General features: G+C 69.4%; 22 protein-coding genes. 8 read left to right on the top strand and 14 right to left on the bottom strand.

Annotation, left to right across the window (positions count from 1 at the left end; genetic code table 11):
* The first annotated feature begins 50 nt into the window (after nt 1–50).
* Complete coding sequence (locus tag FKR81_RS08380; protein WP_146350339.1) at nt 51–434, top strand: hypothetical protein; 384 nt, start codon at nt 51–53, stop codon at nt 432–434.
* Here the strand turns inward: FKR81_RS08380 and FKR81_RS08375 are convergent.
* The 5 genes from FKR81_RS08375 to FKR81_RS08355 all read right to left on the bottom strand — a co-directional run bounded on the left by FKR81_RS08375 (nt 429) and on the right by FKR81_RS08355 (nt 5,302).
* The gene (locus FKR81_RS08375; RefSeq protein ID WP_146350338.1) at nt 429–2,078 is read right to left on the bottom strand and encodes a glycosyl hydrolase family 28-related protein; all 1,650 of its coding nucleotides are present in this window, start codon (nt 2,076–2,078) and stop codon (nt 429–431) included. The two genes, FKR81_RS08380 and FKR81_RS08375, sit on opposite strands and share 6 nt — an antisense overlap.
* Before the next feature lie 107 nt (nt 2,079–2,185).
* Nucleotides 2,186–2,989: an ESX secretion-associated protein EspG gene (locus FKR81_RS08370; protein ID WP_146350337.1), complete on the bottom strand. Its 804-nt coding sequence runs from the start codon at nt 2,987–2,989 to the stop codon at nt 2,186–2,188.
* Complete coding sequence (locus tag FKR81_RS08365) at nt 2,986–4,242, bottom strand: PPE domain-containing protein (protein ID WP_146350336.1); 1,257 nt, start codon at nt 4,240–4,242, stop codon at nt 2,986–2,988. The genes FKR81_RS08370 and FKR81_RS08365 overlap by 4 nt, the downstream gene beginning before the upstream one ends.
* A 15-nt stretch (nt 4,243–4,257) precedes the next feature.
* The gene (locus tag FKR81_RS08360; protein ID WP_146350335.1) at nt 4,258–4,626 is read right to left on the bottom strand and encodes a PE domain-containing protein; all 369 of its coding nucleotides are present in this window, start codon (nt 4,624–4,626) and stop codon (nt 4,258–4,260) included.
* 103 nt (nt 4,627–4,729) lie between these two features.
* Nucleotides 4,730–5,302, bottom strand: a complete 573-nt coding sequence (locus tag FKR81_RS08355; RefSeq protein WP_146350334.1) for a DUF3558 domain-containing protein — start codon at nt 5,300–5,302, stop codon at nt 4,730–4,732.
* 150 nt (nt 5,303–5,452) lie between these two features.
* On the opposite strand from FKR81_RS08355, the gene FKR81_RS08350 reads away from it, so the two are divergent.
* Nucleotides 5,453–8,104, top strand: a complete 2,652-nt coding sequence (locus FKR81_RS08350; protein WP_146350333.1) for a glycosyl hydrolase 2 galactose-binding domain-containing protein — start codon at nt 5,453–5,455, stop codon at nt 8,102–8,104.
* Between the two features lie 132 nt (nt 8,105–8,236).
* Nucleotides 8,237–10,213 (top strand): beta-glucosidase family protein, encoded by a 1,977-nt coding sequence (locus FKR81_RS08345; protein WP_146350332.1) that lies wholly within the window; start codon nt 8,237–8,239, stop codon nt 10,211–10,213.
* Here the strand turns inward: FKR81_RS08345 and FKR81_RS08340 are convergent.
* The 3 genes from FKR81_RS08340 to FKR81_RS08330 all read right to left on the bottom strand — a co-directional run bounded on the left by FKR81_RS08340 (nt 10,179) and on the right by FKR81_RS08330 (nt 15,059).
* On the bottom strand, nt 10,179–11,999 hold the full coding sequence (locus FKR81_RS08340) for a glycoside hydrolase family 15 protein (RefSeq protein WP_146350331.1): 1,821 nt from the start codon (nt 11,997–11,999) through the stop codon (nt 10,179–10,181). The two genes, FKR81_RS08345 and FKR81_RS08340, sit on opposite strands and share 35 nt — an antisense overlap.
* A gap of 20 nt (nt 12,000–12,019) precedes the next feature.
* Nucleotides 12,020–14,185: a putative bifunctional diguanylate cyclase/phosphodiesterase gene (locus tag FKR81_RS08335; protein ID WP_186762839.1), complete on the bottom strand. Its 2,166-nt coding sequence runs from the start codon at nt 14,183–14,185 to the stop codon at nt 12,020–12,022.
* A gap of 61 nt (nt 14,186–14,246) precedes the next feature.
* On the bottom strand, nt 14,247–15,059 hold the full coding sequence (locus tag FKR81_RS08330) for an SAM-dependent methyltransferase (RefSeq protein ID WP_146350330.1): 813 nt from the start codon (nt 15,057–15,059) through the stop codon (nt 14,247–14,249).
* A 92-nt stretch (nt 15,060–15,151) separates the two neighbouring features.
* Between FKR81_RS08330 and FKR81_RS08325 the strand changes: the two genes are divergently transcribed.
* The gene (locus tag FKR81_RS08325; RefSeq protein ID WP_146350329.1) at nt 15,152–16,063 is read left to right on the top strand and encodes a hypothetical protein; all 912 of its coding nucleotides are present in this window, start codon (nt 15,152–15,154) and stop codon (nt 16,061–16,063) included.
* 893 nt (nt 16,064–16,956) lie between these two features.
* Here FKR81_RS08325 and FKR81_RS08315 read toward each other — a convergent pair.
* Nucleotides 16,957–17,850 (bottom strand): LysR family transcriptional regulator, encoded by an 894-nt coding sequence (locus FKR81_RS08315; RefSeq protein WP_146350328.1) that lies wholly within the window; start codon nt 17,848–17,850, stop codon nt 16,957–16,959.
* A gap of 76 nt (nt 17,851–17,926) precedes the next feature.
* Here FKR81_RS08315 and FKR81_RS08310 point away from each other — a divergent pair, with 76 nt between their 5' ends.
* Together FKR81_RS08310 and FKR81_RS08305 are read left to right on the top strand one after the other, a co-directional pair.
* On the top strand, nt 17,927–18,766 hold the full coding sequence (locus tag FKR81_RS08310) for an aldo/keto reductase (RefSeq protein WP_146350327.1): 840 nt from the start codon (nt 17,927–17,929) through the stop codon (nt 18,764–18,766).
* Between the two features lie 42 nt (nt 18,767–18,808).
* Nucleotides 18,809–19,618: a lysozyme gene (locus FKR81_RS08305; RefSeq protein ID WP_146350326.1), complete on the top strand. Its 810-nt coding sequence runs from the start codon at nt 18,809–18,811 to the stop codon at nt 19,616–19,618.
* A gap of 20 nt (nt 19,619–19,638) precedes the next feature.
* Here the strand turns inward: FKR81_RS08305 and purL are convergent, their stop codons facing one another.
* The 3 genes from purL to purS are packed head-to-tail and all read right to left on the bottom strand — an operon-like array spanning nt 19,639 to nt 22,798.
* Nucleotides 19,639–21,894: a phosphoribosylformylglycinamidine synthase subunit PurL gene (gene purL, locus FKR81_RS08300; protein WP_146350325.1), complete on the bottom strand. Its 2,256-nt coding sequence runs from the start codon at nt 21,892–21,894 to the stop codon at nt 19,639–19,641.
* Nucleotides 21,891–22,562 carry a phosphoribosylformylglycinamidine synthase subunit PurQ gene (purQ, locus tag FKR81_RS08295; protein WP_146350324.1) on the bottom strand — a complete coding sequence of 224 codons (672 nt, stop codon included), beginning with the start codon at nt 22,560–22,562 and terminating at the stop codon, nt 21,891–21,893. Before purQ ends, purL begins: the two co-directional genes overlap by 4 nt.
* Nucleotides 22,559–22,798 (bottom strand): phosphoribosylformylglycinamidine synthase subunit PurS, encoded by a 240-nt coding sequence (gene purS, locus FKR81_RS08290; protein WP_146350323.1) that lies wholly within the window; start codon nt 22,796–22,798, stop codon nt 22,559–22,561. Before purS ends, purQ begins: the two co-directional genes overlap by 4 nt.
* A gap of 216 nt (nt 22,799–23,014) precedes the next feature.
* On the opposite strand from purS, the gene FKR81_RS08285 reads away from it, so the two are divergent.
* Nucleotides 23,015–23,998 (top strand): NAD-dependent epimerase/dehydratase family protein, encoded by a 984-nt coding sequence (locus FKR81_RS08285; protein ID WP_146350322.1) that lies wholly within the window; start codon nt 23,015–23,017, stop codon nt 23,996–23,998.
* Here the strand turns inward: FKR81_RS08285 and FKR81_RS08280 are convergent, their stop codons facing one another.
* The gene (locus tag FKR81_RS08280) at nt 23,999–25,108 is read right to left on the bottom strand and encodes a trypsin-like serine peptidase (RefSeq protein ID WP_146350321.1); all 1,110 of its coding nucleotides are present in this window, start codon (nt 25,106–25,108) and stop codon (nt 23,999–24,001) included. It abuts the gene before it with no gap.
* 100 nt (nt 25,109–25,208) lie between these two features.
* On the opposite strand from FKR81_RS08280, the gene FKR81_RS08275 reads away from it, so the two are divergent.
* Nucleotides 25,209–25,835: an MBL fold metallo-hydrolase gene (locus FKR81_RS08275; protein WP_146350320.1), complete on the top strand. Its 627-nt coding sequence runs from the start codon at nt 25,209–25,211 to the stop codon at nt 25,833–25,835.
* Here the strand turns inward: FKR81_RS08275 and FKR81_RS08270 are convergent.
* Complete coding sequence (locus FKR81_RS08270) at nt 25,798–26,442, bottom strand: polysaccharide deacetylase family protein (protein WP_186762837.1); 645 nt, start codon at nt 26,440–26,442, stop codon at nt 25,798–25,800. The two genes, FKR81_RS08275 and FKR81_RS08270, sit on opposite strands and share 38 nt — an antisense overlap.
* Between the last annotated feature and the right edge of the window lies 1 nt (nt 26,443).

The raw sequence follows: 26,443 nt of genomic DNA, 5'->3' as shown, positions 1-26,443 counted from the left end.
GATTAGCGAAGCGACAGCCCGCCTCTTGCGCGTGTTGGTATACCAGTGCGGTGATCGAGAACCTCGCACTCGTCGGGCCCGAGCCTGCCACCAGGCAACGGCTGCACGCGATGCTCACCACCTCGACGGCCTCGGTCTACCGGATCGGCCGCGGCGCGGTGCCGCTCCCGGTGACGGCGACGTTCGACCCGTCCGACCAGCCGGGCAGCAGGAGCCTGCTCGACTGGTTCGAACGCGAGGTGCTCGACGGCAGGCGCGACGCGGTGCTCGTCGTCGACGACTGGGCGTTGTGCGAGGAGCAGGACGCCGGGCTGGACTTCGTGGTGCAGTGGATCGCCGCGTTCGGACCCCGGCGCGGGATGCGGGTGGTCGTCACCGCTCGGGAGTGGGACGAGATCCCGCGCCGGGTCCGCACGCTGGTCACGAGGTCATGACCAGCGACGCAGCTTCTTCTGCGCGTCGTACAGGTTGCGCGGCACGACGTCCGTGGTGCCGTAGGACTCCAGCCTGGAGTTCAGCGGCCCGGTGAAGTCGGGCTTGTCGATCTGTCCGAAGTCGCGCACCTCCGAGATCGCGACCGTCGCGCTGCACGGCGCCACCTGGTCGATGCGCACGTTGCCGGCGCGCTGGTTCGAGACGGTGATGTTCCAGTGCGCGAACCTGGCCCCGTACAGGGGACCCGCGTTCGCACTGCCGCCGTGCGAGCCGACGTTGTTGATGGTGATCTCGGTGCGCACGTTGCCGAACGGCAGGCCGCGGTGGGTGTCGAACACGTCGACCTCCATCGTGCCGCGCGTCCAGACGTTGCCGCAGGACAGGCCCTCCACGTTCAGGCCGTGGTTGCCAGCGCCCGACTGGGACGGCTCGGAGAACGCCTTGATGCTGAACGTGTCGAAGAGGTTGTCGTGCGACTGCTCGCGCGTGGCGTAGGCGTGGTGGTGACCGCGGCCGGAGACCTTGGTGTTCTTGAGCGTGATCCCCTTGGCGGACACCAGGAGGAAGCCGTTGTCGACGTCCACCGCGGAGACGTCGTCGGCCCAGCAGTCCCACGCGCACTGGAACACGAGGCCGTTGTGCCCCTTGTCCTGCAGGTGCTTCGGGTGCGGCACCTTCGTCGGCTGGATGGTGATGCCCTCCACGCCCGCGCCGGTGATCACCGGTGCCATGGTGGTGAGCCTGGGCTTCCAGTTCGCGCGGACCTCGACCGGCAGCGGCTGCGCCAGCTTGACCCGCTTGCCGCGCACCCACTCGATGCGCACCGGCCACAGGAACGGGAAGTAGGACAGCAGCTTGTCCTTGTCGTCCCACTTGTACGTGGTGGTGCCGGGGATGTCGCCGCACATGTGCTTCGGCAGGCTGTACTGGTCGTCGTCCAGCCGCAGCAGCACCCGCTGGCCGGGCCGCAGCCTGCGCGCGTTGTCGACGGTCAGCGTGAACGCCCCGCGCGGCGCCGGAGCGGTGACGGTCGTCAGCGTCTCGCCGAGCTCCAGCTCGTTGCCCGTCCAGCCCTCGAACGGCCACTTCTTCGCCTTGATCGCGTCGACCAGCGGCTGGTAGCGGTCGCGGTGGCAGACCCAGACGAGGCCGCCCGACCAGCTCCACGCCGAGTTCTCCGAGCCGTAGCGGCTGCGGTTGATGCCGACGATCTCCTCGAGGGACCTGGTCGCGAAGAACTTCGTGCGGTCGCTGCCCGCGCCGCGCAGCACGACGTTGTCGTAGCCGATGCGGATGATGTCGTCGATGCGGTAGGTGCCCGCGGGCACGAGCACCGTGCCGCCGCCCCACCTGCCGACGTGCTGGATCGCGCGGTTGATGGCGGGTGCCGCGTCAGCCGACCCGTCGCGCTTCGCGCCGAACGCGAGCACGTTGGCCAGCACGGGACGACGCGGTAGTCGCTCGCCGGTTCGGTACCCGGCGTACGCCACGTTCGGGATCTGCGGATGGTTGTAGGGGTTCTTGACGAACTCCTGCCACAGCGTCGCCGTCGCCGACTCCGCCTGCGCGGGGGTGGCGAACACCGACGTGCCAAGGAAGGCAGCTCCTGTAGCCAGCAAGAACTGCCGTCGCTCGATGCTCATTTCGCCGTCTCCAAGGGGTCTTGGCCACGGCGGCGGTGTTCAGATCAAACATGCTGAAGGGCGCCTCGCGCAACGGCTGGCGTTGCGAAGGCGCCCTTCAGGACCTGTCAGACGCCTGCGGTGCGCACGGCCTCCGCCAACAGCTCGTCCACCTGGTGCATGAGCCGGCGCGCGTCGGTCGGCGAGAAGGTGCTCCACGCCTCGGCGCCGTTGGACGAGCGCCGTTGCTGCAGGTAGCGCCCCTCCTCGGTGTCGAGGAACGCGACGACCCGCTCGGGGCGCCAGCGCTTGCCGTAGCGGTCACGTGCGGCGGCACCGAAGTTTCCGGTGTGCACGAGGCCGGTGAACATCTTCACCAGCGCCTTGGCGTCGTCCTCGCGCAGGCCGATGCCGCGGAACGCCGCCTCGAGACCCTTGGGCGAGCCGTCCGAGCTCTGGACGGCCTTCTCCAGGTCGACGCTCGGCAGCGTCACCGAGATGCCGGTGCCCGCCGGGTGCTGCGGCAGCGAGGCGAGCACGGCCGACGGCAGGCCGCTGCCCGCGCACGGCTTGAACGACAGCTGCTCGCCGTCCTTCAACGCGAGTGCGCCGTAGTCGCCGTTCGCGACGGCCAGCACGCGGACGCTGCGGCCGACCCAGACGCGGCCGTCCACCTCGCGCTCGGGGCGGACGAACATCCGGAGCAGGCCTTCGAGCTCGGGGTGCAGTCCACGCGCGTTGCCGAGGCCTCTCGCGTCGAGCGCCTGCCAGACCCGGTCTTCGAGCTGGCGGCGTTCCTGCCGCGACTTCCCTGGCGACGGCACCTTGATGACCAGGGGCATCGGCTCACCGATGCGCTCCCAGACGACGTCGAACTCCTCAGCGGAGAGGGTGATGGGCTCCCTCTCCGCTGGGCCGCCGAAGTAGCTCACGCCTCCGGACTTCCACCGATCACGGGCGGCGCGACGAGCCGCTCGTCGCCGAACACGTCCTCGGTCTCGACCAGGTAGTCCGCGGTCTGGTGCTCGATGTCCTCTTCGCCCTGCCCCTGGCCACGACCGCCGGCACCACCGGCGCCCGCACCGGCCGCGCCACCCTTGCCCGCCGCACCAGCGGCGCCGCCGCGGTTGGCCGGGTGGTGACCGTCGTCCATCGCGCCGGCCATGCCGCCGGGACCGGACATGCCGGGCATGCCCTTGGAGCCACCGGCGAGCGAACCGGACATCGAGCCGAACGGCTTGCCGCCGGGGCCACCGGGACCACGGCCGGCACCGCCACCGCCGGGGCCGCGACCTGCGCCGGAGCCCTCGGGACGGGTGAAGATCGGCGGGAGGACCGGGCCGCCGCCCTTGATCGGGGGCTGGCCGCCCTTGTCGATCGGGGCGGGCGGAAGCGTCGTGGGCGGGTTGACCGGAGGCTGCGGCTTCGGGTCGGCCCAGGACGTCTTGGTGCCGTCGGTCGGCGGCTGGTTGACCGTGCCGGTCTGGTGCGCGGGCGGGCCGGACGGCGGCTCGGTCCACGACGTGTTCGTGGTGCCGGTGTTGCCGCTGCTGAAGCCCGAGGTCTGGCCGTGGCTGTAGCCGACGTTCGCGTTCGGGTCAGTGGTGCCCGACGGCGGCGGCGTGTCGATCACGACCTGCGGCGGCTCGTTGAACGTGCCGAGCGTCTCGCGGTTCCACGTGCTCTCGGACTCGTAGTCCTCCATGACCTTGATCGCCTGCTGCTGCGCGTTCTCCTGCGCGGCTTCCTGGCGCTCGTGGTCCTGCTGCTGGTTGATCACGTCCATCGCGCCGAACGGACCGGTCATCGCGCCCAGCGCGATGTCGAACCCGGACGGAGCCTCGGTCGTGACCTTGAGCGGCTCCGGCATCTTCTTGCGCGCGTCCGCGATGTTGTCGGCCTGGATGACGGCCGAGCTCTTCATCACCTCGGAGCCCTGTGCCGCGTCGGCGGCCCACTGGGCGAGCGGCGAGAGAGCTGCCGTGGTCGCCTCGGCCGTGCTGCCCTCCCAGTCAGCGCCGACCTTGCCGAGCGCCTTGTTGAGGTCGTCGTCGATGCGCGTGAGCGAGTCGGCGAGCTTCTTCCACTTGCGCTCGAGCTCGTGCGACGCGGAGACACCAGGGCCGCCGTTGATCATGGCGTGCAGCTGCTCGTGCGGGTAGCCGCGCCAGCGGTGGTCAGACATGCCTCAGTTCCCCCCTCAGCGGTGGTGCTTGCCCCAGAGGGCTTCGTTGTCGCCCTCGGTCATCCGGTACTGCTCCTCGATGGCCTTGAGCTGGTCGACCACGCCCGCGAGCTGCGCGCGGTAGCCGGTGAGCGCCATCAGCGCCTTGTCGTGCGTCTCGACGTTGAACTGCTTCGCCGTCTCGCCACTGACCGGGTCGTCGGCCCACGGCCGCGCCATGAGGGCGGGCCCGGCGTCGCTCATTTCCTTGTCCAGCTCGTCCAGCGCGTGCTGGAACGCGGCCTTCGCCTGGGGGATCGCTGATGGATCGACCTTGAGCTTCTTCTGACCGCTGTAGTCAGGCGGAAGCGCCTGGCCGGAGCCCCCACCATCCGCGATGAACACGGCACACCCTCCCGAACGTCTGCGTGTGCATTTGGAACGACTGTATCTCTGATGTATGACGCGAGTGGACGGTTCCCACCGAATTCGAGCAGTACTACTCGGTTCAGCTACCGGCCAGAACCGCCTCTGACATGGCCTTGACCTTCGGGCAGAAGATCTGCGGGTCCTTGGCTGACGGCTCGAACGCCATCATCATCAGCATCTGGCCGTCCGCGACGTCGATCGCGAGAGTGCAGGCCTTCAGCACGTCGTCCGTCTTCTGGTAGGCGGTGAACCCGGCGACCTGTTCCTTCGTGACGCCCGCACCCGAGCTGTACTTGGGTTCGACACCCTCGGACACGATGGCCGTGTGGATGTACAGGGCCGACCGGTCCTCGGTGCTCGCGCCGCACGCCTTGGCCCCCGGCCACAGCCCGGTCTGGTCCGAGACGTTGATGTTGCGGAGCCCGAACTGCGTCTGGACGGCGGCCGGGTAGAAGAAGGCGCACGGGTCGCCCAGCGTCTTGAGGTCGATCTTCTTCGGGCGGGTGACCGGCGCCTTCGAGCTGGTCGGCGCCTTGGTCGACGAGGAGCCCGCGGTCGGCGTCTCACCGCCGGCACTGGGCGTGCCCGTCGTCGTCTCCGAGCATCCGGTCAGCACGGCAGCCAGCGCGAACAAGAGCACCACACGACGCATGCGGGCCAAACTATCGGATCACCGCGCACGGAGTGTGGCTAACGGAGTGGCCCGCGTCACCCGTAAGGCGCATTGCCGTACCTGAATTAAACAGGAAACCTTCTTTACGATCCCCGGAAGCGCCGCCGCCCCGATGCGTCGAGGAGCGACATGCTGCGCAAACGGCCAATTCCCTGGCTGGTCGTGGCGGCGATGGGCCTGGCAGTCATCGTGCCGGACGCCGCTGCCAACGCCGGCCCAGCGCCGGACCCAGGCAAGGCGCTGAACGTGGCGTCCGCGCCCGGACAGACCTCCACCATCCCCGACTGGCGACTGCAGAGCAGTGCCAAGGCGACACAGGCGGGCGATGTCATCTCGGCACCGTCCTACTCGGACGCGGGCTGGCTCACGGTGCCCGCCCGTTCGACCGTCCTCGCCGGTCTGATCGCGAACAACAAGTACGCGGACGTCAACTTCTCGAACAACCTGAGCAAGGTCAACCGCGCGGACTTCCAGGTCCCGTGGTGGTACCGCAAGGTGTTCCAGGCCGACCCGCAGCCGGGCGTCAACACGTTCCTCAAGCTCAACGGCGGCGTGATCTCGCGCGGTGAGATCTGGGTCAACGGCAAGAAGGTCGCGGGCACGGACACCGTGATCGGCGCCTACCCGACGTTCGAGTTCAACGTGACGGGGTTGCTCAAGAAGGGCGACAACGCCATCGCGATCAAGGCGTCGCCGTCCGACCCCGGCAAGGACCTGGTCATCCACTTCATCGACTGGTCCCAGCTGCCGCCCGACCGCAACCAGGGCATCTTCCGCCACGTCGACCTGGTGCAGAGCGGCGCGGTCTCGCTGCGCGGCCTGCACGTGCTGACCGACCTGCCGCTGCCGAACCTGAACAGCGCCACGGTCACGGTGAAGGTCGACGCGCGCAACAACACCGGCAGCGCGGTCACCACGACCGTCGCCGGCAGCGCGGCCGGCCAGAACTACAGCCAGAACGTGAGCCTCGCGGCCAACGAGACGAAGACGGTGACGTTCACGCTGAACGTCAGCAACCCGCAGGTCTGGTGGCCGTTCCAGATGGGCGGCCAGCCGCTCTACGACGCGACGGCGACCGCGACCGTGGGCGGCGCGAAGACCGACGAGCAGAAGGAGACCTTCGGCATCCGCGAGGTCACCTCGAAGATGATCAGCGGCAACCGGCAGTACCAGATCAACGGCAAGCCGTTCCTGGTGCGCGGCGGCGGCTGGGCGTCGGACCTGTTCCTGCGCACCAACGTGCAGAAGCTCGCCGACGAGATGATGCTCACGAAGTCCATGGGCCTCAACACGATCCGGCTCGAGGGCAAGCCGGAGAACGACGAGATCTACGACATGGCCGACCGCATGGGCATCATGCTCATGACCGGCTGGGAATGCTGCTCGAAGTGGCAGAACACCGGCGGGTTCTCGGCCGAGGACAAGAAGGTCGCCGGCGCGTCCGCCGAGGGCGAGGCCAAGCGGATCCGCAACCACCCCAGCGTGTTCACGTTCCTGATCGGCTCTGACGAGGCTCCGGTGAGCGCCGTCGAGACGATCTACCTGGACGCGTTGAAGCGGGCCGACTGGCAGACGCCGATCGTCACCGCGGCCGCGCGGCGCAGCTCGCCCCAGCTCGGTGCGTCCGGCATGAAGATGGACGGTCCGTACTGGTGGGAGCCTCCGGTCTACTGGTACAACAACCAGAAGGGCGGCTCGGCGGGCTTCGCGTCGGAGATCGGCCCCGGCCCGGCGATCCCGGAGATGGACGAGCTGAAGAAGTTCCTCAGCCAGGGCGAGATCAACAAGCTGACGGACTACAACGCCTCGCAGTACCACCTGTCCCCGTCGAGCACGTTCAGCAAGCTCGGCTTCTGGGGCACGGCGCTGGACAACCGGTACGGCAAGCCGTCCAACGTGGACGACTTCGTGAAGAAGGCGCAGCTGCAGCAGTACGAGACGAACCGCGCGCAGTTCGAGGCGTTCGGCCGGGACTTCTCCGACACGGGCGGCAACCAGGCGCAGGGCGTCATCTACTGGATGCAGAACGACCCGTGGCCGAAGCTCTACTGGCACCTCTACAACTACAACCTCGCCACCGCGGGGTCGTACTTCGGTGCCAAGACTGCCAACAAGGCGCTGCACGTGCAGTACTCCTACGACGACAAGTCGCTCGCCGTGGTGAACATGGGCCTGCAGGACGTGCAGGGGCTCAGCGTGCAGGTGACCGTCTTCAACTCGGACGGCACGCAGAAGGCGGACGAGACGCGTCCGGTCACCGCGAAGGCCAACGGCTCGGTGCGGGTGGGCAACCTCCCGCAGCCGGCGGGCCTGTCCACGGCGTACTTCACGCGACTGCTGCTGAAGGACTCCAGCGGCAAGGTGGTCGACCGCAACGTGTACTGGCTGTCCACCAAGGCGGACACGCTGAACTACGGCGGCGGTGACTGGTACTACACGCCGCAGTCGGCCTACACCGACCTGAAGGGCGTCAGCAGCCTGAAGGCGGGCCAGGTCTCGGTGACCAGCGCGACCACGCCGGGCTCCGGCGAGGGCAAGCTGGCCACGCACGTGACGATCAAGAACACCGGCACGAGCGTCGCGTTCTTCCTGCGGGCGTCCGTGCGCAAGGGCTCCGGCGGTGCCGAGGTCCTGCCGGTCGACTGGACCGACAACTACATCACGCTGTTCCCCGGCGAGACGGAAATCCTGCGGGGCGAGTACCGCGAGGCCGACCTCGGCGGTGCCACGCCGGTGGTCGAGCTCTCCGGCCACAACGTGGCGAAGAAGTCCATCAAGTAGTCCGACCGGCCCGAACGAGGGAGTGCTCCTTGTGAGCGCTCCCTCGTTTGCGCTATACATCGGAGGTCTGCCGCCGCCAGCCAGACTGCAGAGCTGGAGGACGCGGTGCGCAAGACCTTCACAGCGGCTTTAGTGATCGGATCACTGATCCAACCTGCCGCGGCTCACGCGATACCCCCCGACGCGGTCGCCCGCGCCAAGATGATCGTCGCGCAGATGACGCTGGACGAGAAGATCGACCAGATGCACGGCATCAAGACCGCGACGCAGTACCGCGTCGTGCCGGGCAACGACCGGCTGAAGATCCCACCGCTGCTGGTCACCAACGGCCCGTCGGGCGTCGGCCCCGGTGACGTCGTGCAGCCGTCGGCGACCGCGCTGCCCGCACCGATCTCGCTCGCGGCCACGTGGGACGTCGGCGCGTCCCGGCGGTTCGGCGACATCATCGGCTCGGAGACGGTCAACGTCGGCCGCAACCTGATGGAGGCGCCGACGATCAACATCGCGCGCGTCCCGACCAACGGCCGCACGTTCGAGGGCTACGGCGAGGACCCGTACCTGGTCGGCAAGCTGGCTGTCGCGAACATCCAGGCCATCCAGGACCACAAGGTGCTCGCGAACGTGAAGCACTACATCGCGAACAACCAGGAGACCAACCGCTTCAAGGTGAACGAGGTGATCGACGAGCGCACCCTGCGCGAGATCTACCTCCCCGCCTTCGAGGCGTCCATGAAGGAGGGCAAGTCGGCCTCCGCGATGTGCGCGTTCCCGAAGATCAACGGCACGTTCAGCTGCGAGCACCCGTGGCTGCTCACCGGGCTGGCCCGCGACGAGTGGAAGTGGGACGGCTTCTACACGTCCGACTTCGGCGCCGTGCACAGCACCGTCGAGTCGTCCAAGGCCGGGCTGGACCTCGAGATGCCGACCGGCAAGTTCTTCGGCGACGAGCTGAAGAAGGCCGTCGCGGACGGCAAGGTCACCGTCGAGGAGATCGACGCCAAGCTGGTGCGCCGCTTCGCGAAGATGATCGAGTTCGGCATCTTCGACCGGCCGATCACGCAGACGCCCATCCCCGCCGAGAAGAACGGCGCAGTGGCGCGCGCGCTCGCGCAGGAGGGCATGGTGCTGCTGAAGAACAACGGCAACCTGCTCCCGCTGGACCCCAAAGCGCTGAAGTCCATCGCGTTGATCGGCCCGTACGCTGGTGCCGCGATGACCGGCGGTGGCGGCAGCTCCAAGGTCAAGCCGCTCTACACCGTGAAGCCCTTGGACGGCTTGAAGTCCCGGACGACGGCGCCGATCTCCTACGTGGACGGTGCGGACATCGACGCGGCGGTGGCAGCGGCGAAGGCCGCCGAGGTCGCGATCGTGATGGTCGGCGACAACGCCACCGAGGGCAAGGACCGGCCGTCGCTCGCGCTGGACGGCAACCAGGACGCGCTCGTCGAGGCGGTCGTGGCGGCCAACCCGAAGACGGTCGTCGTGCTCAAGTCCGGCGGCCCGGTGCTGATGCCGTGGCTGAACAAGACACCCGCGCTGCTCGAGGCCTGGTACCCCGGCGAGGAGGACGGCAACGCCGTGGCGGGCGTGCTGTTCGGCGAGGTCAACCCGTCCGGCAAGCTGCCGATCACGTTCCCCAGGGCACCCGGTGACGTGCCCGCGAACACGCCCGCGCAGTACCCCGGCATCGACGGCACCGCCACCTACTCCGAGGGCGTCTTCGTCGGCTACCGGCACTACGACGCGCGCAAGATCGCGCCGCTCTTCCCGTTCGGCTACGGCCTGTCGTACACGAGGTTCTCGGTCAACGCGAAGATCGTGGGCAACGTCGTGCACGTCCAGGTGATCAACACCGGCAAGCGCGAGGGCAGCGAGGTCGTGCAGGTGTACGTGGGCAGCCCGTCCACGCCGACGCTCCAGGAGGCGCCGCGCGAGCTGGGCGCGTTCGCCAAGGTCTCGCTGAAGCCCGGTGAGCGCAGGATGGTCTACCTCACCCTGGACGACCGGGCGTTCAGCCACTGGGACACCCCGTCCCACAACTGGAAGATCACGCCCGGCCAGCACAAGATCAGCGTCAACGGCAGGCCGGTCGGCTCGATACGCCGCTGACGTAACGACAGGCGACGACGTCGGGCCGCTCCACCGGGCGGCCCGCGTCGATCGACCAGGCGAGCCGCACGTACTGGGCGTGCGTCCAGGCGAGCGGCGTCGCCGAGGTCGTGCCGGTGAACGTCGTCTCCCACACCTGCTCGGGCAGCATGCGGCCGCTGTTCGCGGTGCGTGCGATGTCGCGCAGCCGCGGCCGCGCATCCCGTCCCAGCAGCAGTTCGTACTCGCCGCGTTCGCCGGAGAAGATCGGCCACAGCCGCCCGTGCGTGCGGGTGGGCGTCGGCCAGTTGATGTTCCACGGCCTGCCGTCCGCGGTCTCGCCGTACCCGTCAGCGGTGAACCGGTGCCAGTACCGGCCGACGCGCAGCTGCTGGTCCACCACGGCCACCGAGTTCGCGACGACCGGGTCGGACGCGTCCTTCACACCCAGTCGCACCAGCTCGAGGAAGCTGGGGTCGACGACCGCGCGCTGGTCGGCGTCACCGGGGTTGTTGTCGCCCAGGTTGTACCGCGTGCCCACGTCCGGCCGCCCGTCCTTGGTGAGCCGCAGGTAGTACGGGTCCTTCGAGAACGGCCCGGTGCGCGTGACGGTCCACGACTCGACGCGGGCCTGCCACTCGTCGGCCACCTTCAGGTAGGCGGTGCCGTCCTGTCCGGTGCGCCGCAACAGGTCCGCGTAGCAGACGAGCCCGGCGACCGCGGACGCGATCGTGGCGGGCGAGTACCCGCTCTGGTTCTCCCAGCGCTCCTGCTCCGTCACCGGGCCGTGCGCGACCAGGAAGTCGGCCGCCCGGCGCAGCGCGTCCATCGTGGACTGGTCTGTGCGGCCGAGCTGCCAGGCCAGCAGCATCGGGGCGGCGGTCTCGTCGAGCTGGACGCTGGTCCAGTACGGCGTCCCGTCGACGCGGGTGTTCTGCGCCAGGTGTCCGTCCGGCTGCTGCTGACGCCGCAGCATGAAGTCCAGCGCCCGGTCCGCCATCCCGCGGTCGCCGGCGGCGATCATGGCCGTCGCCACGTGGTAGAGGTCGCGCGGCCACACCAGCGCGTACGGGCCGAGCTCGGGTGCGATGGTCCGGTCGAACCCGAACGCCCACGGGAAGCTCGGCGACGCGATCAGCGCGCCGGGGTTGCGCTTGTCCTCGGTCGCGGCCAGCACCATCACCGACGTGTCGTACAGCCGCCGGTCGGCGGACCGCGGCCTGCGCAGCCCGGACAGGTACTCGTGCCAGCCACGTGCGTAGTCCCGTGCCACCGCGGGGAATCCGCGCCGCAGCGACTCCTCGGCCACGGCACGCGCGTCGTCACCGAAGCCGACCGCGAACGTCGCGTGCCGGTTCCGCACGCCGTCCAGCCGCAGATCACCCACGACGACCGACGTGGGCTTCATCGGCACGTGCCGGACGGACACCCGCACCGGACGGTGCGACGACAGGGACACGTCCGCGAGCACGGTTGCCCGCGCCGGGTCGGTCACGTAGGTGACGGTCGCCGTCCACCCCTTGCCGCGCAACGACTGCCGGAACGTGAGGCTGCGGTCGTCCGCGGGTTCGGTGCGCGACGACTCGGCGGGAGAGCCGTCGACCAGCAGCGTCGTCTCGCGCGTCGCGGGCGTGCTCAGGTCCGGGTAGAAGATCTCCGACAGGCCCTGGTGGCCGACCGTGAACCAGACCGGGCTCGATCGCTCACGAGCCGTGCCGAACGCCTGCTTGTCCGCGGGAAGGGGAACGACGTCCGCCGCGGGCACGGGCACCACCGCCAACACGAGAGCGACCACCAGTGACTTCATGCCACCGGGGATGCCCCGTGTTAGAGATCACCACGCAACAGGCTGTCGATGGCGTCGGGCGGGCCGGGACGGGCGAAGAACCAGCCCTGACCGGTGTCGCACCCGATGCGGTGCAGTCGCTTGGCCTGCGCGGGGGTTTCGACGCCCTCCGCGGTCACGCCGAGGCGCAGCGCGTGGGCCAGCTGCACCAGCGTGGCGACGATCTGCGAGTCGACGGGGTCTTCCTCGTCGGCCGCCCGCAGGCCCTCCATGAACGATCCGGCGATCTTCAGCTCGTGCACCGGCAGGTGCTTCAGGTACGCGAGGTTCGAGTACCCGGTGCCGAAGTCGTCGATCGCGATCTTGATCCCCATGTCCGACAACGCCCGCAGCGACTCGAGCGGCTCGTCGGCGGTGCCCATGATGGCGCTCTCCGTGAGCTCCAGCTGCAGGTGGTGCGGGGGTAAGGCGCACTCGTCGAGGATCCGCTTCACGTCGCGGACCAGCTCGGGGTCGCGGGACTGGCGCACGGCCAGGTTCACCGACACGAACGGCGCCGCGTCACCGAACTCGACGAGCCAGCGGCGGGCCTCCTCGCACGCCTTGCGCAGCACCCACCGGCCGAGCGGCACGATGAGGCCGGTCTCCTCGGCCAGCTCGATGAACCGGTCCGGCGCGAGCCGGCCGAACTCGGGGTGCTGCCAGCGGACCAGCGCCTCGACGCCGACGACCGTGCTGTCCTCGAGCCGCACCAGCGGCTGGTACTCGACGTAGAACTCGTCGCGTTCCAACGCGCGTGGCATCGTCGCGGACAGGGTGAACCTGGCGACCTCGCGGGCGTTGCGCTCCGGGTCGTACAGCGCCCAGCGCGACTTGCCGTCCGCCTTGGCCCAGTAGAGCGTGATGTCCGCGTCCCGCATCAGGTCCGCGGCGGTCGTGCCCGCCAGCGGGCGTTCGACGATGCCGATGGACGCCGAGACGGACAGCTCGTGCCCGCTGATCCGGATCGGAGCCTCCATCTCGCGCAGCACCCGATCCGCGACCTGCACGATGTCGTCCGTGCCGCTCGAGCCCTCGACGAGGATCACGAACTCGTCGCCGCCCATCCGTGCGACGAGCTTGCCCTCGCCGGACACCGAGTGGTCGAGCCGCCTGCCGACCTCGACGAGCAGCTGGTCGCCGATGTCGTGGCCGAGCGAGTCGTTGATGACCTTGAAGCCGTCCAGGTCCAGGTAGCAGAGCCCGGCGCGCCTGCGCTTGCCGCGGTTGTTGAACACGCGGCCCAGCCGTTCGAGGAACAGCGCGCGGTTCGGCAGCCCGGTCAGCGGGTCGTGCAGCGCCTGGTAGCGCAGCCGGTTCTGCAGCAGGTGGCGATCGGTGACGTCCTCGATCATCGCGACCTGGTACTGCGGCTCGCCGTGGTCGTCGCGCACCAGCGACAGCGTGAGGTGCGTCCACACCTGCTCGCCGTCCGCGCGGTGGAACCGCTTCTCGGCGCGGTAGTGGTCGCACTCGCCCGCGATGAGCTGGTCGTAGAGCCGCCAGACGCTGCCCGCGTCCTCCGGGTGCATCAGGTCGCGGACGTTGTACTGGCGCATCTCCTCGACGCTGAAGCCGAGCATGTCCTGCAACGCCTGGTTGACGTCCAGTATCCGGCCCTCGATGTCCGCGATGCCGATGCCGATCGCGGCCTCGGTGAACATGGCGCGGAACCGGGCCTCCGAGGCGCGCAGCGCGGCCTCGGCCTGGTCGCGGGCGTCGAGCACGGCGGCGCGGATGGCCTCCTGCTCGGCGAGGGTGCGTTCGCGCAGCGCGCGGGCGTAGCCGGCCGACAGCGCGCCCTGGAGCGCGGCGAGCCGGGAGCGGAGCCGGTCGTCGCTGTCGGCGCCCAGCTCGACGAGCAGGTCGTCGCCGACGAGCTGGATGGTGCGGCCGAGCGTGTCCGTGCCGGTGAAGTGCGCGTCGACGAGGCGCGCGCCGATCTCGTAGCCGGGCGCGGTGCGGAACGGGGTCGCGTACAGCGCCTCGACCAGCATCTCCGTGAGGTCTTGGAGGTGCTGCGCGACCTCGGCCCTCGTCATCGGGACGTAGCTGCTGCCGATGACGGCGGTGGCCCAGCTGCGCGCGAAGGACTCGGCCCCGGCAAGCACTGCCGGGTCCAGATGAGATCGGTCGTCACGCACCCGGTGGTCAACCCGTTCGGTCATGTCGCTGGCCCTACCGCCACGAACGCGCAGCATACGGGCGGTCGCGCTGTGGAGTCGACTTTCACGCCTTCCGTCCGACCGCTCCGAAGCCGAGGAACGTGGCCGCGTCGTCGCCGACGTCGTCCGGTGAGTCCGGCTGCCACAGCGGCAGCCTCGCCACACCGGGCTCGACCAGCTCGAACCCGTCGAACATCGAGATGATCTCGGCCTTGGTCCGGTAGGTCATCTGCTGGACGTTGCTGTTGTAGGCGGTCCGGGCGGCGTTCCAGTTGGGGTCCCACTCGCCCGGCTCGTAGCCCGCGTGCGACATCGCGAGGTAGCTGCCGGCCGGCAGCGCGTCGCGGTAGGCCGCGATGATCTCGCGCGGATGCTCGCCGTCCGGCACGAAGTGCAGCAGGGCGACCATCAGCACCGCGATCGGCTGGTCGAAGTCCAGCAGCTCGGTGACCTCGGGCGACTTGAGCACCACGGCAGCGTCGCGGACGTCGGTCTGCAGGACGTTCACCTGGTCGTTGTCCAGCAGCAGCGACCGGCTGTGCGCGACCGCGACCGGGTCGATGTCCACGTAGACGACCTTCGAGGTCGGGTCGGCGCCCTGCGCGATCTCGTGCACGTTCCCCACGGTCGGGATGCCCGAGCCGAGGTCGAGGAACTGCCGCACGCCCACCGACACCAGGTGCTTGACCGCACGGCGCAGGAAGGAGCGGTGGTTCACGATCACCCCGCGCAGGTGCGGCACGTCCTCCAGGATGCGCTGCGCCACGGCGCGGTCGGCGGCGAAGTTGTGCGCGCCGCCCAGCCAGTAGTCGTAGACCCGTGCGACGCTCGGCCTCTCCAGGTCGATGTCTCCCGGCGCCCAGTTCGGCCGCTCCACGCCCTCACCTCATCCGCGTTCGGACCCGTTCGGAACATCATGGGCCAATTCGTCGGCCAGGCACACCGTCTGGTTGGCAGAATGCCGGTCTCGTGAGGTTCCTCTGGATCGTTGGTGCCGTTGTCGTAGTTGTGGCACTCGTCGCACTGCTGCGCAAGCACCAACGCAGGGAAAGCCTCCTCGTGCCGTCAATACTCGGCTCGCTCGGCCTGTTCCTGCTGGTAGGAGGCTTCCTGCTGGTGGTGGACCCCGGCACTCCGAAGAGCGAGGCCATCAAAACCGGCGGCCTGGCGGGCGGCGCGGTCATCGCGCTGTACGCCCTTTGGCTGAACGACCGGCGGCGCCGAACGGACGAGGCCCGTCAGGTGATCGAGAAGGACCGTCAGCTCCTCGAGGACCAACGCGCGGAGCACGACCGGTCCCGCGTCGCCGACGAGCGGTTCGCGCGCGCCATCGAGCTGCTGGGGCACGAGACGACCCAGGTGCGCGTGGGCGCGATGCACGCGCTGGCGGGGCTGGCGCGGTCGCGGGCCGAGTACACCCAGACCGTGCTCGACATCCTCTGCGCGTACCTGCGGCGGCCGTACGCGCAGGACGAGGCCGAGCTGGAGGTCAGGCTGACGTCGCAGCGGCTGATCGCCGAGCTCCTGCCGCACGTGTCGGACGAGGGTGCGCCGCTGTACGACCTGAACCTCACCAAGGCGCACCTGGAGTACTTCGACCTCTCCTACCGGCAGGTCGGCGACCTGGTCGCACGGGTCGCCAGGCTGGTGGAGTCGAACGCGTTCCACCACATGAAGATCCACGGCGACCTGTACCTGACCGAGGCGACGTCGTCCGGGCGCTTCTTCATGCACCACAGCGAGATCTCCGGCCGGGCGTGGTTCAGCCGGTTCAAGGCCGAGGACGTGGCGGTGTTCACCGGCACGAAGTTCCTCGGTGAGACGAAGTTCGACAGGTCCAGTTGGGCGAAGGAACCGGAGGGGCTCGAGTGCGCTGGCTGATGGCGGTGCTGACGGCGGTCGTGGTGACCGTCGGCACCGGCGTGGGGATCCTCCTGTGGGACAAGAACACCCCCAAGATCGACATCGTGAAGACCGCGGGCGTCGCGGGCGGTGCGGTCGTCGCGCTGTACGCGTTGTGGCTCAACGACCGGCGCCGCCAGACGGACGAGGCCCGGCAGGCGATCGAGAAGGCCAAGCACGGGCTGGAGACCGACAAGATCGCCGACGAGCGGTTCGCCCGCGCGGTCGAGATGCTCGGCCACGACGCGGACCAGGTGCGGCTCGGCGCGATGCACGCGCTGGGCGGGCTGGCCGAGTCCACGCCGCGCTACAAGCAGACCGTGCTGGACGTCCTGTGCGCGTACCTGCGCCGGCCGTTCACCCATCCCTCGTTCGACGAGGGTTCGGCGGACCCGGATCGGCACCACCTGGGCAACGTGCACGAGAACGACCACGAGCGGATGGTGCGCCAGACCGCGCAACGGCTGATCACGGATCTGCTGCCGTGGGGCGACGACCGGCACTCCGGCCCGATGTACGACCTGGACCTCAGCGGTGCTTCGCTCGAGTACTTCCGGCTGGAGGGCAGGCGGATCGGCTGGCTCACCGCGCGCCGCGCCCAGTTCTACGGCTACAGCCGGTTCCGCGGGCTGCACACGTGCCGTCCCGCGCTGTTCTCCGGCGCGACGTTCCACGGCAGGCTCCAGCTGGGCGAGGCCGAGCTGATGGGCGGGGTCTCGTTCCAGGAGGTCACGTTCAAGACCGAGGTCGAGCTGACCGGCGCCAAGGTCGGCATGTTCTTCCACCCCAGCAACGAGCCACCGGCCGAGCAGATCGGCGCGCTGGAGGTGTTGCCGGACACCGACTTCCGGACGGACACGACCGGGTGGGCGCTAACCGGCGACGCGGACGCGGCCGGACTTCGCTTCAAGAACTATGTCCACCAGGGCGGAGGCGGCCGCGCTGACCGCGTTGCTCGTGACGACAACGGTCTCGACCGAGGGCGCGTCGCCGGCGAGTCCGACGAAGTGCGCCCGCGTGGGCTTGACGGCGAACGACTGCGGAACGAGTGCGACGCCGAGCCCGAAGCCGACGAAGTCAAGAAGTGAGTGCACGTCGTTGACCTCGACCGCGACGTGCCGCTCGACACCGGCCCGCGCGAGCCTGCGGTCGACCTCGTCGCGGGTGCCCCAGTCCGGGTTGAAGTCCACGAAGGACTGACCGGCCAGCTCGTCGAGCGAGACGGACTCCCGTCCGGCGAAAGGGCTTTCCGGCGCGCACGCGAGCACCAGCGGTTCCGAGGCCAGAGTGGACACCCGCACGTCGTCGGCCGTCTTCGGCTGGCGGGTGACGAACGCGATGTCGAGGTGCCCAGCGCGGACCTCCTCGACGAGCTCGCCGCACCCGGCCTGGCGCATGCGGATCTCGACGCCGGGGTGCTGCTCGTGGAACCGCGCCAGCACGGCGGGCAGGTGCACCACGTGCAGGCACTGGAGCGAGCCGACGGACAGCGTGCCGCGCAGCAGGCCCTGCACGGCGGCGACCGCGTCGCGCGCCGACTCGATCGTGCCGAGCGCGCGCCGCGCCTCGGGCAGCAGCGCGCGGCCGGCCTGGGTCAGCTCGACCTGGCGGGTGGTGCGCAGGAAGAGCGGTGCGCCCAGTTCGACCTCGAGCGCTCTGATGGACGCCGACAGACCCGACTGGGCGACGTGCATCCGGCGCGCGGCACGCGTGAAATGGCACTCCTCGGCGACCGCGACGAAGTATTCGAGCTGGCGAAGTTCCACATTCATCACCCGTAGCGCTCAATGGCATCAGTTCTTTGCGTTGGACAGCTTAATCGCCAGGCGGCACAGTGGACACATGCAACTGCGTCGCATCGGAGAGACCGAGGTCAGCGCGATCGGGCTGGGCGGCATGCCCATCTCGATCGAGGGCAGGCCGGACCGGGCCCAGGCCGTCAACACGATCCACGCCGCGATCGACGCGGGCGTCACCCTGATCGACACCGCCGACGCGTACTCGCTCGACGACACGGACTTCGGGCACAACGAGGAGCTCATCGCCGACGCGCTGGACGGCATGGCGGCCGAGGTGTACGTCGCGACCAAGGGCGGCCACACCCGCACGCCCGGCGGCGGCTGGGCGCTCGACGGCAGGCCCGAGTACCTGAAGAAGGCGGTCGAGGGGTCGCTGCGGCGGCTCGACGTCGACGAGATCTTCCTCTACCAGTTCCACCGGCCGGACCCGAATGTCCCGGTCGGGGAGTCGGTCGGCGCGCTCGCCGAGCTGCTGGACGAGGGCAAGATCCGCTACGCGGGCGTGTCCAACTTCAACCCGGCGGAGATCGTCGAGGCCAACGAGATCCTCGGCGGACGGCTCGCGGCCGTGCAGAACCAGTTCTCCCCGTCGTTCCGGTCGAGCGAGCCCGAGCTGGAGCTGTGCGCGAAGCTCGGCATCGCGTTCCTGCCGTGGAGCCCGCTCGGCGGCATCAGCAGCGCGGGCGGCCTCGCCGGAGGGTTCAAGGAGATCGGCGACGCGCACGGCGTGAGCCCGCAGCAGGTGTGCCTGGCGTGGATGCTCGCGAAGGCGCCGGTCGTCATCCCGATCCCCGGCTCGTCGCGCCCGGCCAGCATCCGCGACTCGGCCGCGGCCACCCACCTGGAGTTGACCGCGGAGGAGCTAACCCGCCTGGACGGGTGAGTCCAGTGGCCAATTAGGACAAACGGTCGGACGATCTAGTCCATGCGGACTTTGATCATTGCTGCACTCGTCGCAAGCATGCAGCCCACACCGGCGTCCGCGGCGCCCTTGCCGGAGGGCTCCGCGGACCACTACGCGGGTTCGGAGATCGCCAGGCACGAAGGCGACGGCCAGGAGGCGCGGCTGACCCGGACCGGCGAGGAACCGCCGCTCGAGGGCAAGGTTCCCGGCATGGACGTCAGCAGCCACCAGGGTGACGTCGACTGGAAGAAGTCCTGGGACGACGGCGCCCGGTTCGCCTACGTGAAGGCCACCGAGGGCGTGAAGTACAAGAACCCGAAGTTCGCGCAGCAGTACAACGGGTCGTACGGCGTCGGCATGATCCGCGGCGCCTACCACTTCGCGCTGCCGGATCGGTCGAACGGCGTCGACCAGGCGAACTTCTTCGTGGACAACGGCGGCGGCTGGTCGAACGACGGCAAGACGCTGCCGCCCGCGCTGGACATGGAGTACAACCCGTACGGCGAGACCTGCTACGGCATGAACCAGGACGTCATGACGACGTGGGTGCAGGAGTTCAGCGACCGGGTCTTCGCGCGCACCAAGCGGCATCCGACGATCTACACGTCGACGAGCTGGTGGAACAAGTGCGTCGGCGGCAAGGTGAAGTTCGGGGAGAACAACCCGCTGTGGGTCGCGCGGTACGGCGACACGCTGGAGTCACCTGGCACGCTGCCCGCCGGGTTCGAGTTCCACACGATCTGGCAGTGGCGGGCCGCCGGCAAGTTCCCCGGCGACCAGAACATCTTCAACGGCAAGCCCGACCAGCTGCTGCGCATCGCCACGGGGTGATGCGCAGCAGCCGCTGTTGATCAGTCGAACAGGGCGGGGAGGGTGCCCTCCCAGGCCGCGCGCAGCTCCGCGAGCGGCAGCTGACCGAGGTCCTGGATCTCCAGCGAGTCGGACTCCGGGTCGACCACGCCGACCTTGCGCCACGGCAGCTGACGCGCCGTGCACATGTCGGTGAAGCGCTGCTCCTCGGTGCGCGGGACGGCGACCAGCACGCGTCCGGCGGACTCGCTGAACAGCTCGGTGAACAGGTCGCCGTCGAGGAACACCCGCGCGCCGGTCTCACCGATCAGGCAGGTCTCCACGAGCGCCTGCGCCAGGCCGCCCTCGGACAGGTCGTGCGCGGCGGACAGCATGCCGTCGCGCGAACCCGCGACGAGCACCTCGCCGAGCAGCTTCTCCCGCTGGAGGTCGACCTTCGGCGGGAGGCCGCCGAGGTGGCCGTGCACGTGGTGCGCCCACTCCGAGCCGCCGAACTCCGCCCGCGTCTCACCGAGCAGCAGCAGCGTCTCGCCCGCCTCGGCACCGATCCCCGTGGGGGTGCGGCGCCGCACGTCGTCGATCACGCCCAGCACGCCCACGACCGGCGTCGGCAGGATCGCCGTGGAACCGGTCTGGTTGTAGAAGCTGACGTTGCCGCCGGTCACCGGGATGCCCAGCTCGACGCAGCCGTCCGCGAGGCCCTTCACGGCCTGCTCGAACTGCCACATGACACCGGGGTCCTCCGGCGAACCGAAGTTCATGCAATTCGTCACCGCGACCGGCGTGGCACCGGACGCCGCGACGTTGCGGTACGCCTCGGCCAGCGCCAGCTGCGCGCCCGTGTACGGGTCGAGCTTGGTGTACCGGCCGTTGCAGTCCGTCGAGAGCGCCACACCGCGGTGCGTCTTCTCGTCGATGCGGATCATGCCCGCGTCCGACGGCTGCGCGAGCACCGTGCCGCCGCGCACGTAGCGGTCGTACTGGTCGGTGACCCACTTGCGGGACGCCAGGTTCGGCGACGCCACCATGGTCTTGATCAGGTCGAGCACGTTCTCCGGGCGCGGCAGGCTGTCCGGCGTGTCGGCCTGCAACGCGTCCTGGTCGGCCGGGCGCTGGATCGGCCGGTGGTAGACCGGGCCCTCGTGCGCGACGGTGCGCGGCGGCACGTCCACGACGACCTCGTCGTGCCACGTGATCACCAGGCGGTCGCCTTCGGTCACCTCACCGATCTCGGTGGCGATGACGTCCCACTTGCGGCAGACCTCCATGAACGCGTCCACGTTGTGCGGCTCGACGACCGCGCACATGCGTTCCTGCGACTCGCTGGAGAGGACCTCCGCGGGCGTCATGCCGCTGGCGCGCAGCGGAACCCGGTCGAGCCACACGTGCATGCCGCCGTCACCGGCGGACGCCAGCTCGCTCGTCGCGCAGGACAGGCCCGCGCCGCCGAGGTCCTGGATGCCGACGACGATGCCCTTCTGGAAGAGCTCCAGCGAGCACTCGATCAGCACCTTCTCGGTGAACGGGTCGCCGACCTGCACGCTCGGCAGCTTCTTGCGCTTGCCTGCCGTGTCGTCGAACGTCTCGCTCGCGAGCACGCTGACCCCGCCGATGCCGTCGAGGCCGGTGCGCGCGCCGTACAGGATGACCTTGTTGCCGGCACCGGACGCGTGCGCCAGGTGCAGGTCCTCGACCCGCATCGCACCCACGCACAGCGCGTTGACCAGCGGGTTGCCGATGTAGGTCGGGTCGAACACGACCTCGCCGCCGATGTTCGGCAGGCCCAGGCAGTTCCCGTAGCCGCCGACGCCCGCGACGATGCCGGGCAGCACGCGGCGGGTGTCCGGCGCGTCGGCGGGGCCGAAGCGCAGCGGGTCCATGACCGCGAGCGGACGGGCACCCATCGCGAGGATGTCGCGCACGATGCCGCCGACGCCCGTCGCCGCACCCTGGTAGGGCTCGACGTACGACGGGTGGTTGTGGCTCTCCGCCTTGAAGGTGATCGCCCAGCCGTCACCGATGTCGACGACGCCCGCGTTCTCGCCGATGCCGGCGAGCATCTTCGAGCGCATCTCGTCGGTGGTCGTGTCGCTGAAGTACTTCAGGTGGACCTTCGACGACTTGTACGAGCAGTGCTCGCTCCACATGACGGAGTACATGGCCAGCTCGGCGCCCGTCGGTCTGCGGCCGAGGATCTCCTTGATGCGGGCGTACTCGTCGTCCTTCAGTCCCAGCTCCTTGTAGGGCTGGTCCTGGTCGGGCGTGCTCTCCGCGTTCTTGACGGTGTCGATGCTCATGCCTTCACCACCGAGTCGACGAGCGAGAGGAACATCCCGAGGCCGTCGTCCGTCGGACCGGTCAGCGCCTCGATGGCGTGCTCCGGGTGCGGCATGAGACCCACGATCCGGCCGTTGGCGCTGGTGATGCCCGCGATGTTGTTGCGGCTGCCGTTCGGGTTCTCGCCCACGTACCGGAACACCACGCGACCTTCGCCCTCCAGCTCGTCCAGGGTGTGCTGGTCGGCCTGGTAGCCGCCCTCACCGGACTTGAGCGGGACGAGGATCTCGGCGTCCTTGTCGTACCTCGTGGTCCAGGCCGTCTGGTTGTTCTCGACCTTGAGCCACTGGTCGCGGCACACGAAGTGCAGCTTCGAGTTGCGGGTGAGGGCACCCGGCAGCAGATGCGCCTCGCAGAGGATCTGGAAGCCGTTGCAGATGCCCAGCACGGGCATCCCCTTGTTCGCGGCCTCGATCACCTCCTGCATGACCGGCGCGAACCGGGCGATCGCACCGCAGCGCAGGTAGTCGCCGTAGGAGAAGCCTCCCGGCACGATGACGGCGTCCACGCCCTTGAGGTCGTGGTCGGCGTGCCACAGCGGCACCGCCTCCGCGTCCGCGTACTTGACCGCACGCTGCGCGTCGACGTCGTCGAGGGTGCCGGGGAAGGTGATGACCCCGACCCTCATGCGTCGACCCTGCGCACGACCCAGTCCTCGATCACGGGGTTGGCGAGGAAGGTTTCGGCGATCTTGGCGAGCGTGGCGTCGTCGACGTCGTCGGCGACCTCCAGCTCGAAGTGCTTGCCCTGACGGACTTCGGTGATCCCGTCGAACCCGAGGCGGGGCAGGGCGTTCGCCACCGCCTGGCCTTGGGGGTCGAGAATCTCGGGCTTCGGCATGACGTCGACGACGACTCGGGCCACGACAGGCTGCTCCCTGGTTGGAGAGGGCTGGCGGTACTCGCGGAGCCTACCTGACCTGCCCGTTCATCAACTCGACAGGTGTTGCGGCCAACACCTTAGGTGGGAAGTTTCGCGTCCGTTCCCCGGTCAGACGGACCCGAACGACCATAGAGTGGGGGCGTTCGCCGTGCGCGAGATCAGTGGAAACCGAGTGCGCTCAGGGGGAGTGTGGAGATCATGAAGATCCTGGTGATCGGTGGCACGTTGTTCCTCAGCAAGACGGTCGCGGCCGAGGCGGTGTCCCGAGGCCACGACGTGCTGTGCGCGGCGCGGGGTGCGTCGGGCCGCGTGCCGGACGGCGCGGGCCTGGTCCACGTCGACCGGGACACCGAGAGCGCCTACGACAAGCTGCGCGGCGAACGGTTCGACGCCGTGGTCGACGTGGCGCGAACATCCGTGACCTGGGCGCGGGAGGCGGTCAGAGCCCTGGGCCAGGACGCGGGGCACTGGACGTTCGTCTCCAGCTGCTCGGTCTACTCCGACCACTCGGCACCGGGCAGACACGAGACGCTCGACCCGATCGAGGACGACCCGACTGCCGAGTTCACCTCGGAGCGGTACGGCGCGCAGAAGGTGGCCGCGGAGAACGCGGTCAGGGAGGCGCTGGACGATCGCGCGTTCATCCTCAGGGCGGGCCTGATCACCGGGCCCGGCGACCCGTCGGACCGGTTCGGCTACTGGCCGGCGCGGATGTCCGACGGCGGGCAGGTCGTGGTGCCGGACGTGCCGGACCAGGCGGCGCAGCACATCGACGTGCGCGACCTGGCGGCGTGGATCGTGGACGCGGCCGAGCAGCGGCTGACGGGCACGTTCGACGGAACCGGGCCGAGCGAGCCGCTCGGCATGCTGCTGGGTGAGATCGCCGGTGCGACCGCCGCGCAGGGCACCGAGCTGGTCCGCGTGCCGGAAGCCGTGCTGGACAGGGCGAACATCAACCCGTGGGCCGGGCCGCGCAGCCTGCCGCTGTGGTTGCCCGCGAGCCACCGGGCGATGATGTTCCGCGACGCCGGTCCGGCGCTGGCCGCGGGGCTCAAGACCCGGCCGGTGGCCGAGACCGCGCTCGACTCGCTGGAGTACGAGCGCGGCCTCGGGATCGACCGGCCCCGGAAGGCGGGGCTCACCCACGCCGAAGAGGCGGAGGTGCTCACCGCCGCGGGGTGATCAGAGCAGCGGGCCGATCGAAGCCGCCACCAGGTCGATGCGGACGCCCTGGTTCGGGCAGCCGCCGAAGTGGTGCAGGCCGATGACCTTGTGCGTGCGGCGGGACAGCACCGGTGAACCGGACGAGCCGCCCTCCGTGTCGCACATGTAGCTGATGTCGGACTGCGAGGAGCTGCCGTTCACGCGCACCGCGCGCACGACGCAGTTCCCGGCACCGTCCTTCAGCGACACCTTCTTGAGCTTCCCGGCGGGGTGGCCGATGACGTACATCTCCTCGCCGACCGCGGGCACCCGCGCGTCCAGCTCGAGGAAGCCGAACGAGCTGATCGCCGCGAAGTTGTTCACGGAGAAGAGCGTGTAGTCGAGTGCCGCGTTGGTCTTGAGGACCTGCGCGGCCAGCACCTTGGTCACCGGCGCGGTCGCCGTGCCACCGCAGGTCGGGCACTGGTAGTTGAACCACACCTCGATGCCGGTGGTGCTGGTGAAGCAGTGGTTGTTGGTCAGCAGCCGGTTGTTCGCACCGACCCGCCACGCGGTGCACAGCGAGCTGCCGTTGCGCAGCAGCTTCGCGACCGACTTCGACTTGGTGAACTCGGCCGGGTTGCTGGTTTGGTAGCAGACCGCGTCCTTGTAGTCGTTGGTGCCGCAGATGCTCTGCGTCGACACCTGGTCCGACATCTCGGCCGCGGTGTAGCCGCGGGCGAGCTTGTCGATCTTCGCGCGGCTGAACGGCGACGTCACGGTGACGACGGCTTTCTCGCCGCTGATCGACATGGCCCAGAAGCCGGTGCTGTCGATCGTGGCGGTGAGGGACGACTTCAGGTCGCGCGTGTAGGTGTACTTCTCGGTCCCGTCAGGGTTGGAGACCGTGAGCACGTCGCCCTTCATCAGCCGGACGTTCGTGAAGTGCAGCTTCACGTAGCCGGAGCCGGGACGTTCGACCGTCGTCGACTTCGCGGAGCCGCCAAGGCCGATCGAGACCGACTCCTCGGTGCCGATCTGCTGGGACTGGGGTAGTTGTTGTTGTGATTGAGCCACAGCCGACGCCGAACCGACCAGAGCCGGGATGACAAGGGCTGCCGCAGCGAGGAGTTGCAGGGTCCTCCGCACTGTGTCACCTCACCTAGTGAGCAGGGATAGTCACAAAAAGTGATACTTCCGACGTCACTCGGTCGTGTCAGCCCGCCAAACGTCGGTAATGGAGGAATCCATGCGACTTGTCCATTTCGGTCATGCCTGCGTGCTGATCGACACCGGCAACACCCGGCTGCTGATCGACCCCGGCACGTTCTCGACCGGGTTCGAGCAGGTCAGGAACGTTGACGCGGTGCTGGTGACGCACCAGCACTTCGACCACCTCGACCTCGACCGGCTGCCCGCGGTGCTGGCCGCGAACCCCGGCGCGCAGCTGATCGCCGATCCCGGCTCGGCCGAACAGCTCGGATCTCTGGCACGCGTCGCAGCGCCCGGCGAGGTCATCAAGGTCGGTGGCGCGACGGTGCGGGCGGTCGGCGGGCAGCACGCGGTGATCCACCGGGACATCCCGGTCATCCCGAACACCGGTTACGTGATCGACGACGGCGCGTTCTACCACCCCGGCGACGCGCTGTTCGTGCCGGACGAGGACGTCGACGTGCTCGGTCTGCCCACGGGCGCGCCGTGGATGCGCCTGGGCGAGGCCGTCGACTTCATGCGCGAGGTCGCGCCGCGGGTGGCGGTGCCGATCCACGAGGCGGTGCTGGCCCGCCCGCAGGCGGCCTACGCGCAGTTCGAGAACCTCAAGCCGGACGGCACGACCGTCAAGCCGCCGACGCCCGGCGAGGAGATGGAAGCCTGACGTAGGTCGTCGGCACGGCGGCGTGCGACAGCGCGGCGTCCACCGCGTCGAGCACGGCCTGCCGCGGCCCGATCCGGTCGAGGTCGGCCGCGTCGACGGCGATCCGCACGAGCCCGCCGCGCCGCGCGGTGCGGCCGGCCGAGTAGACGAGCGCGAGGCAGCGCAGCGACTCCACCCGGTCGCCGAGGGCGTGGACCTTGCCGTTCTGCTCGGTGCCGGTGCGCAGGTCGCGCACGGCGACCGCGTCCGCGCAGAGGCTGAACCGGTGCCTGCGCAACGCGGTCAGTGTTCCCGGTGACGCGATGCTGCACCGCGGGGCGAAGCAGTCCGCGTCGAGCCCGAGCGTCTCCATGGCCCGGCGGGCACCGGTGAGGAGGAGGTTCGCCTCGTGCGCCGGAACCCTCCGGCCGCCGAGGCCGTGCAGCAGGAGCGCGTCGCCGTTGCCTGCGCGTTCGCGCACCCAGCCCTGCGCCTGCCCGAGCTCGCGCGGTGCGACGAGCAGGGACAGCGGGACGTGCCGCCGGTCGAGTTCGGCGGCGAGGTCGGCGCACCGGTCCGCCGTGCGGGTACCGATGCCGGAGAGCGAGACCACCAGCTGTGAGCGCACC

Source organism: Lentzea tibetensis (assembly GCF_007845675.1).
In the GTDB taxonomy this organism is placed as follows: domain Bacteria; phylum Actinomycetota; class Actinomycetes; order Mycobacteriales; family Pseudonocardiaceae; genus Lentzea; species Lentzea tibetensis.
Note: the sequence above shows the minus strand (reverse complement) of the source record. Positions and strands in the feature narration are given on the sequence as shown.

Bases quoted from the DNA above. Each gene is read 5' to 3' on its own strand.
- FKR81_RS08275 (WP_146350320.1), top strand. From the start codon at position 25,209: ATGCGACTTGTCCATTTCGGTCATGCCTGCGTGCTGATCGACACCGGC.
- FKR81_RS08285 (WP_146350322.1), top strand. From the start codon at position 23,015: ATGAAGATCCTGGTGATCGGTGGCACGTTGTTCCTCAGCAAGACGGTC.
- FKR81_RS08350 (WP_146350333.1), top strand. From the start codon at position 5,453: ATGCTGCGCAAACGGCCAATTCCCTGGCTGGTCGTGGCGGCGATGGGC.
- FKR81_RS08365 (WP_146350336.1), bottom strand. From the start codon at position 4,242: ATGTCTGACCACCGCTGGCGCGGCTACCCGCACGAGCAGCTGCACGCC.
- FKR81_RS08335 (WP_186762839.1), bottom strand. From the start codon at position 14,185: ATGACCGAACGGGTTGACCACCGGGTGCGTGACGACCGATCTCATCTG.
- purL (WP_146350325.1), bottom strand. From the start codon at position 21,894: ATGAGCATCGACACCGTCAAGAACGCGGAGAGCACGCCCGACCAGGAC.
- FKR81_RS08305 (WP_146350326.1), top strand. From the start codon at position 18,809: ATGCGGACTTTGATCATTGCTGCACTCGTCGCAAGCATGCAGCCCACA.
- FKR81_RS08340 (WP_146350331.1), bottom strand. From the start codon at position 11,999: ATGAAGTCACTGGTGGTCGCTCTCGTGTTGGCGGTGGTGCCCGTGCCC.
- FKR81_RS08355 (WP_146350334.1), bottom strand. From the start codon at position 5,302: ATGCGTCGTGTGGTGCTCTTGTTCGCGCTGGCTGCCGTGCTGACCGGA.
- FKR81_RS08375 (WP_146350338.1), bottom strand. From the start codon at position 2,078: ATGAGCATCGAGCGACGGCAGTTCTTGCTGGCTACAGGAGCTGCCTTC.
- FKR81_RS08310 (WP_146350327.1), top strand. From the start codon at position 17,927: ATGCAACTGCGTCGCATCGGAGAGACCGAGGTCAGCGCGATCGGGCTG.
- purQ (WP_146350324.1), bottom strand. From the start codon at position 22,562: ATGAGGGTCGGGGTCATCACCTTCCCCGGCACCCTCGACGACGTCGAC.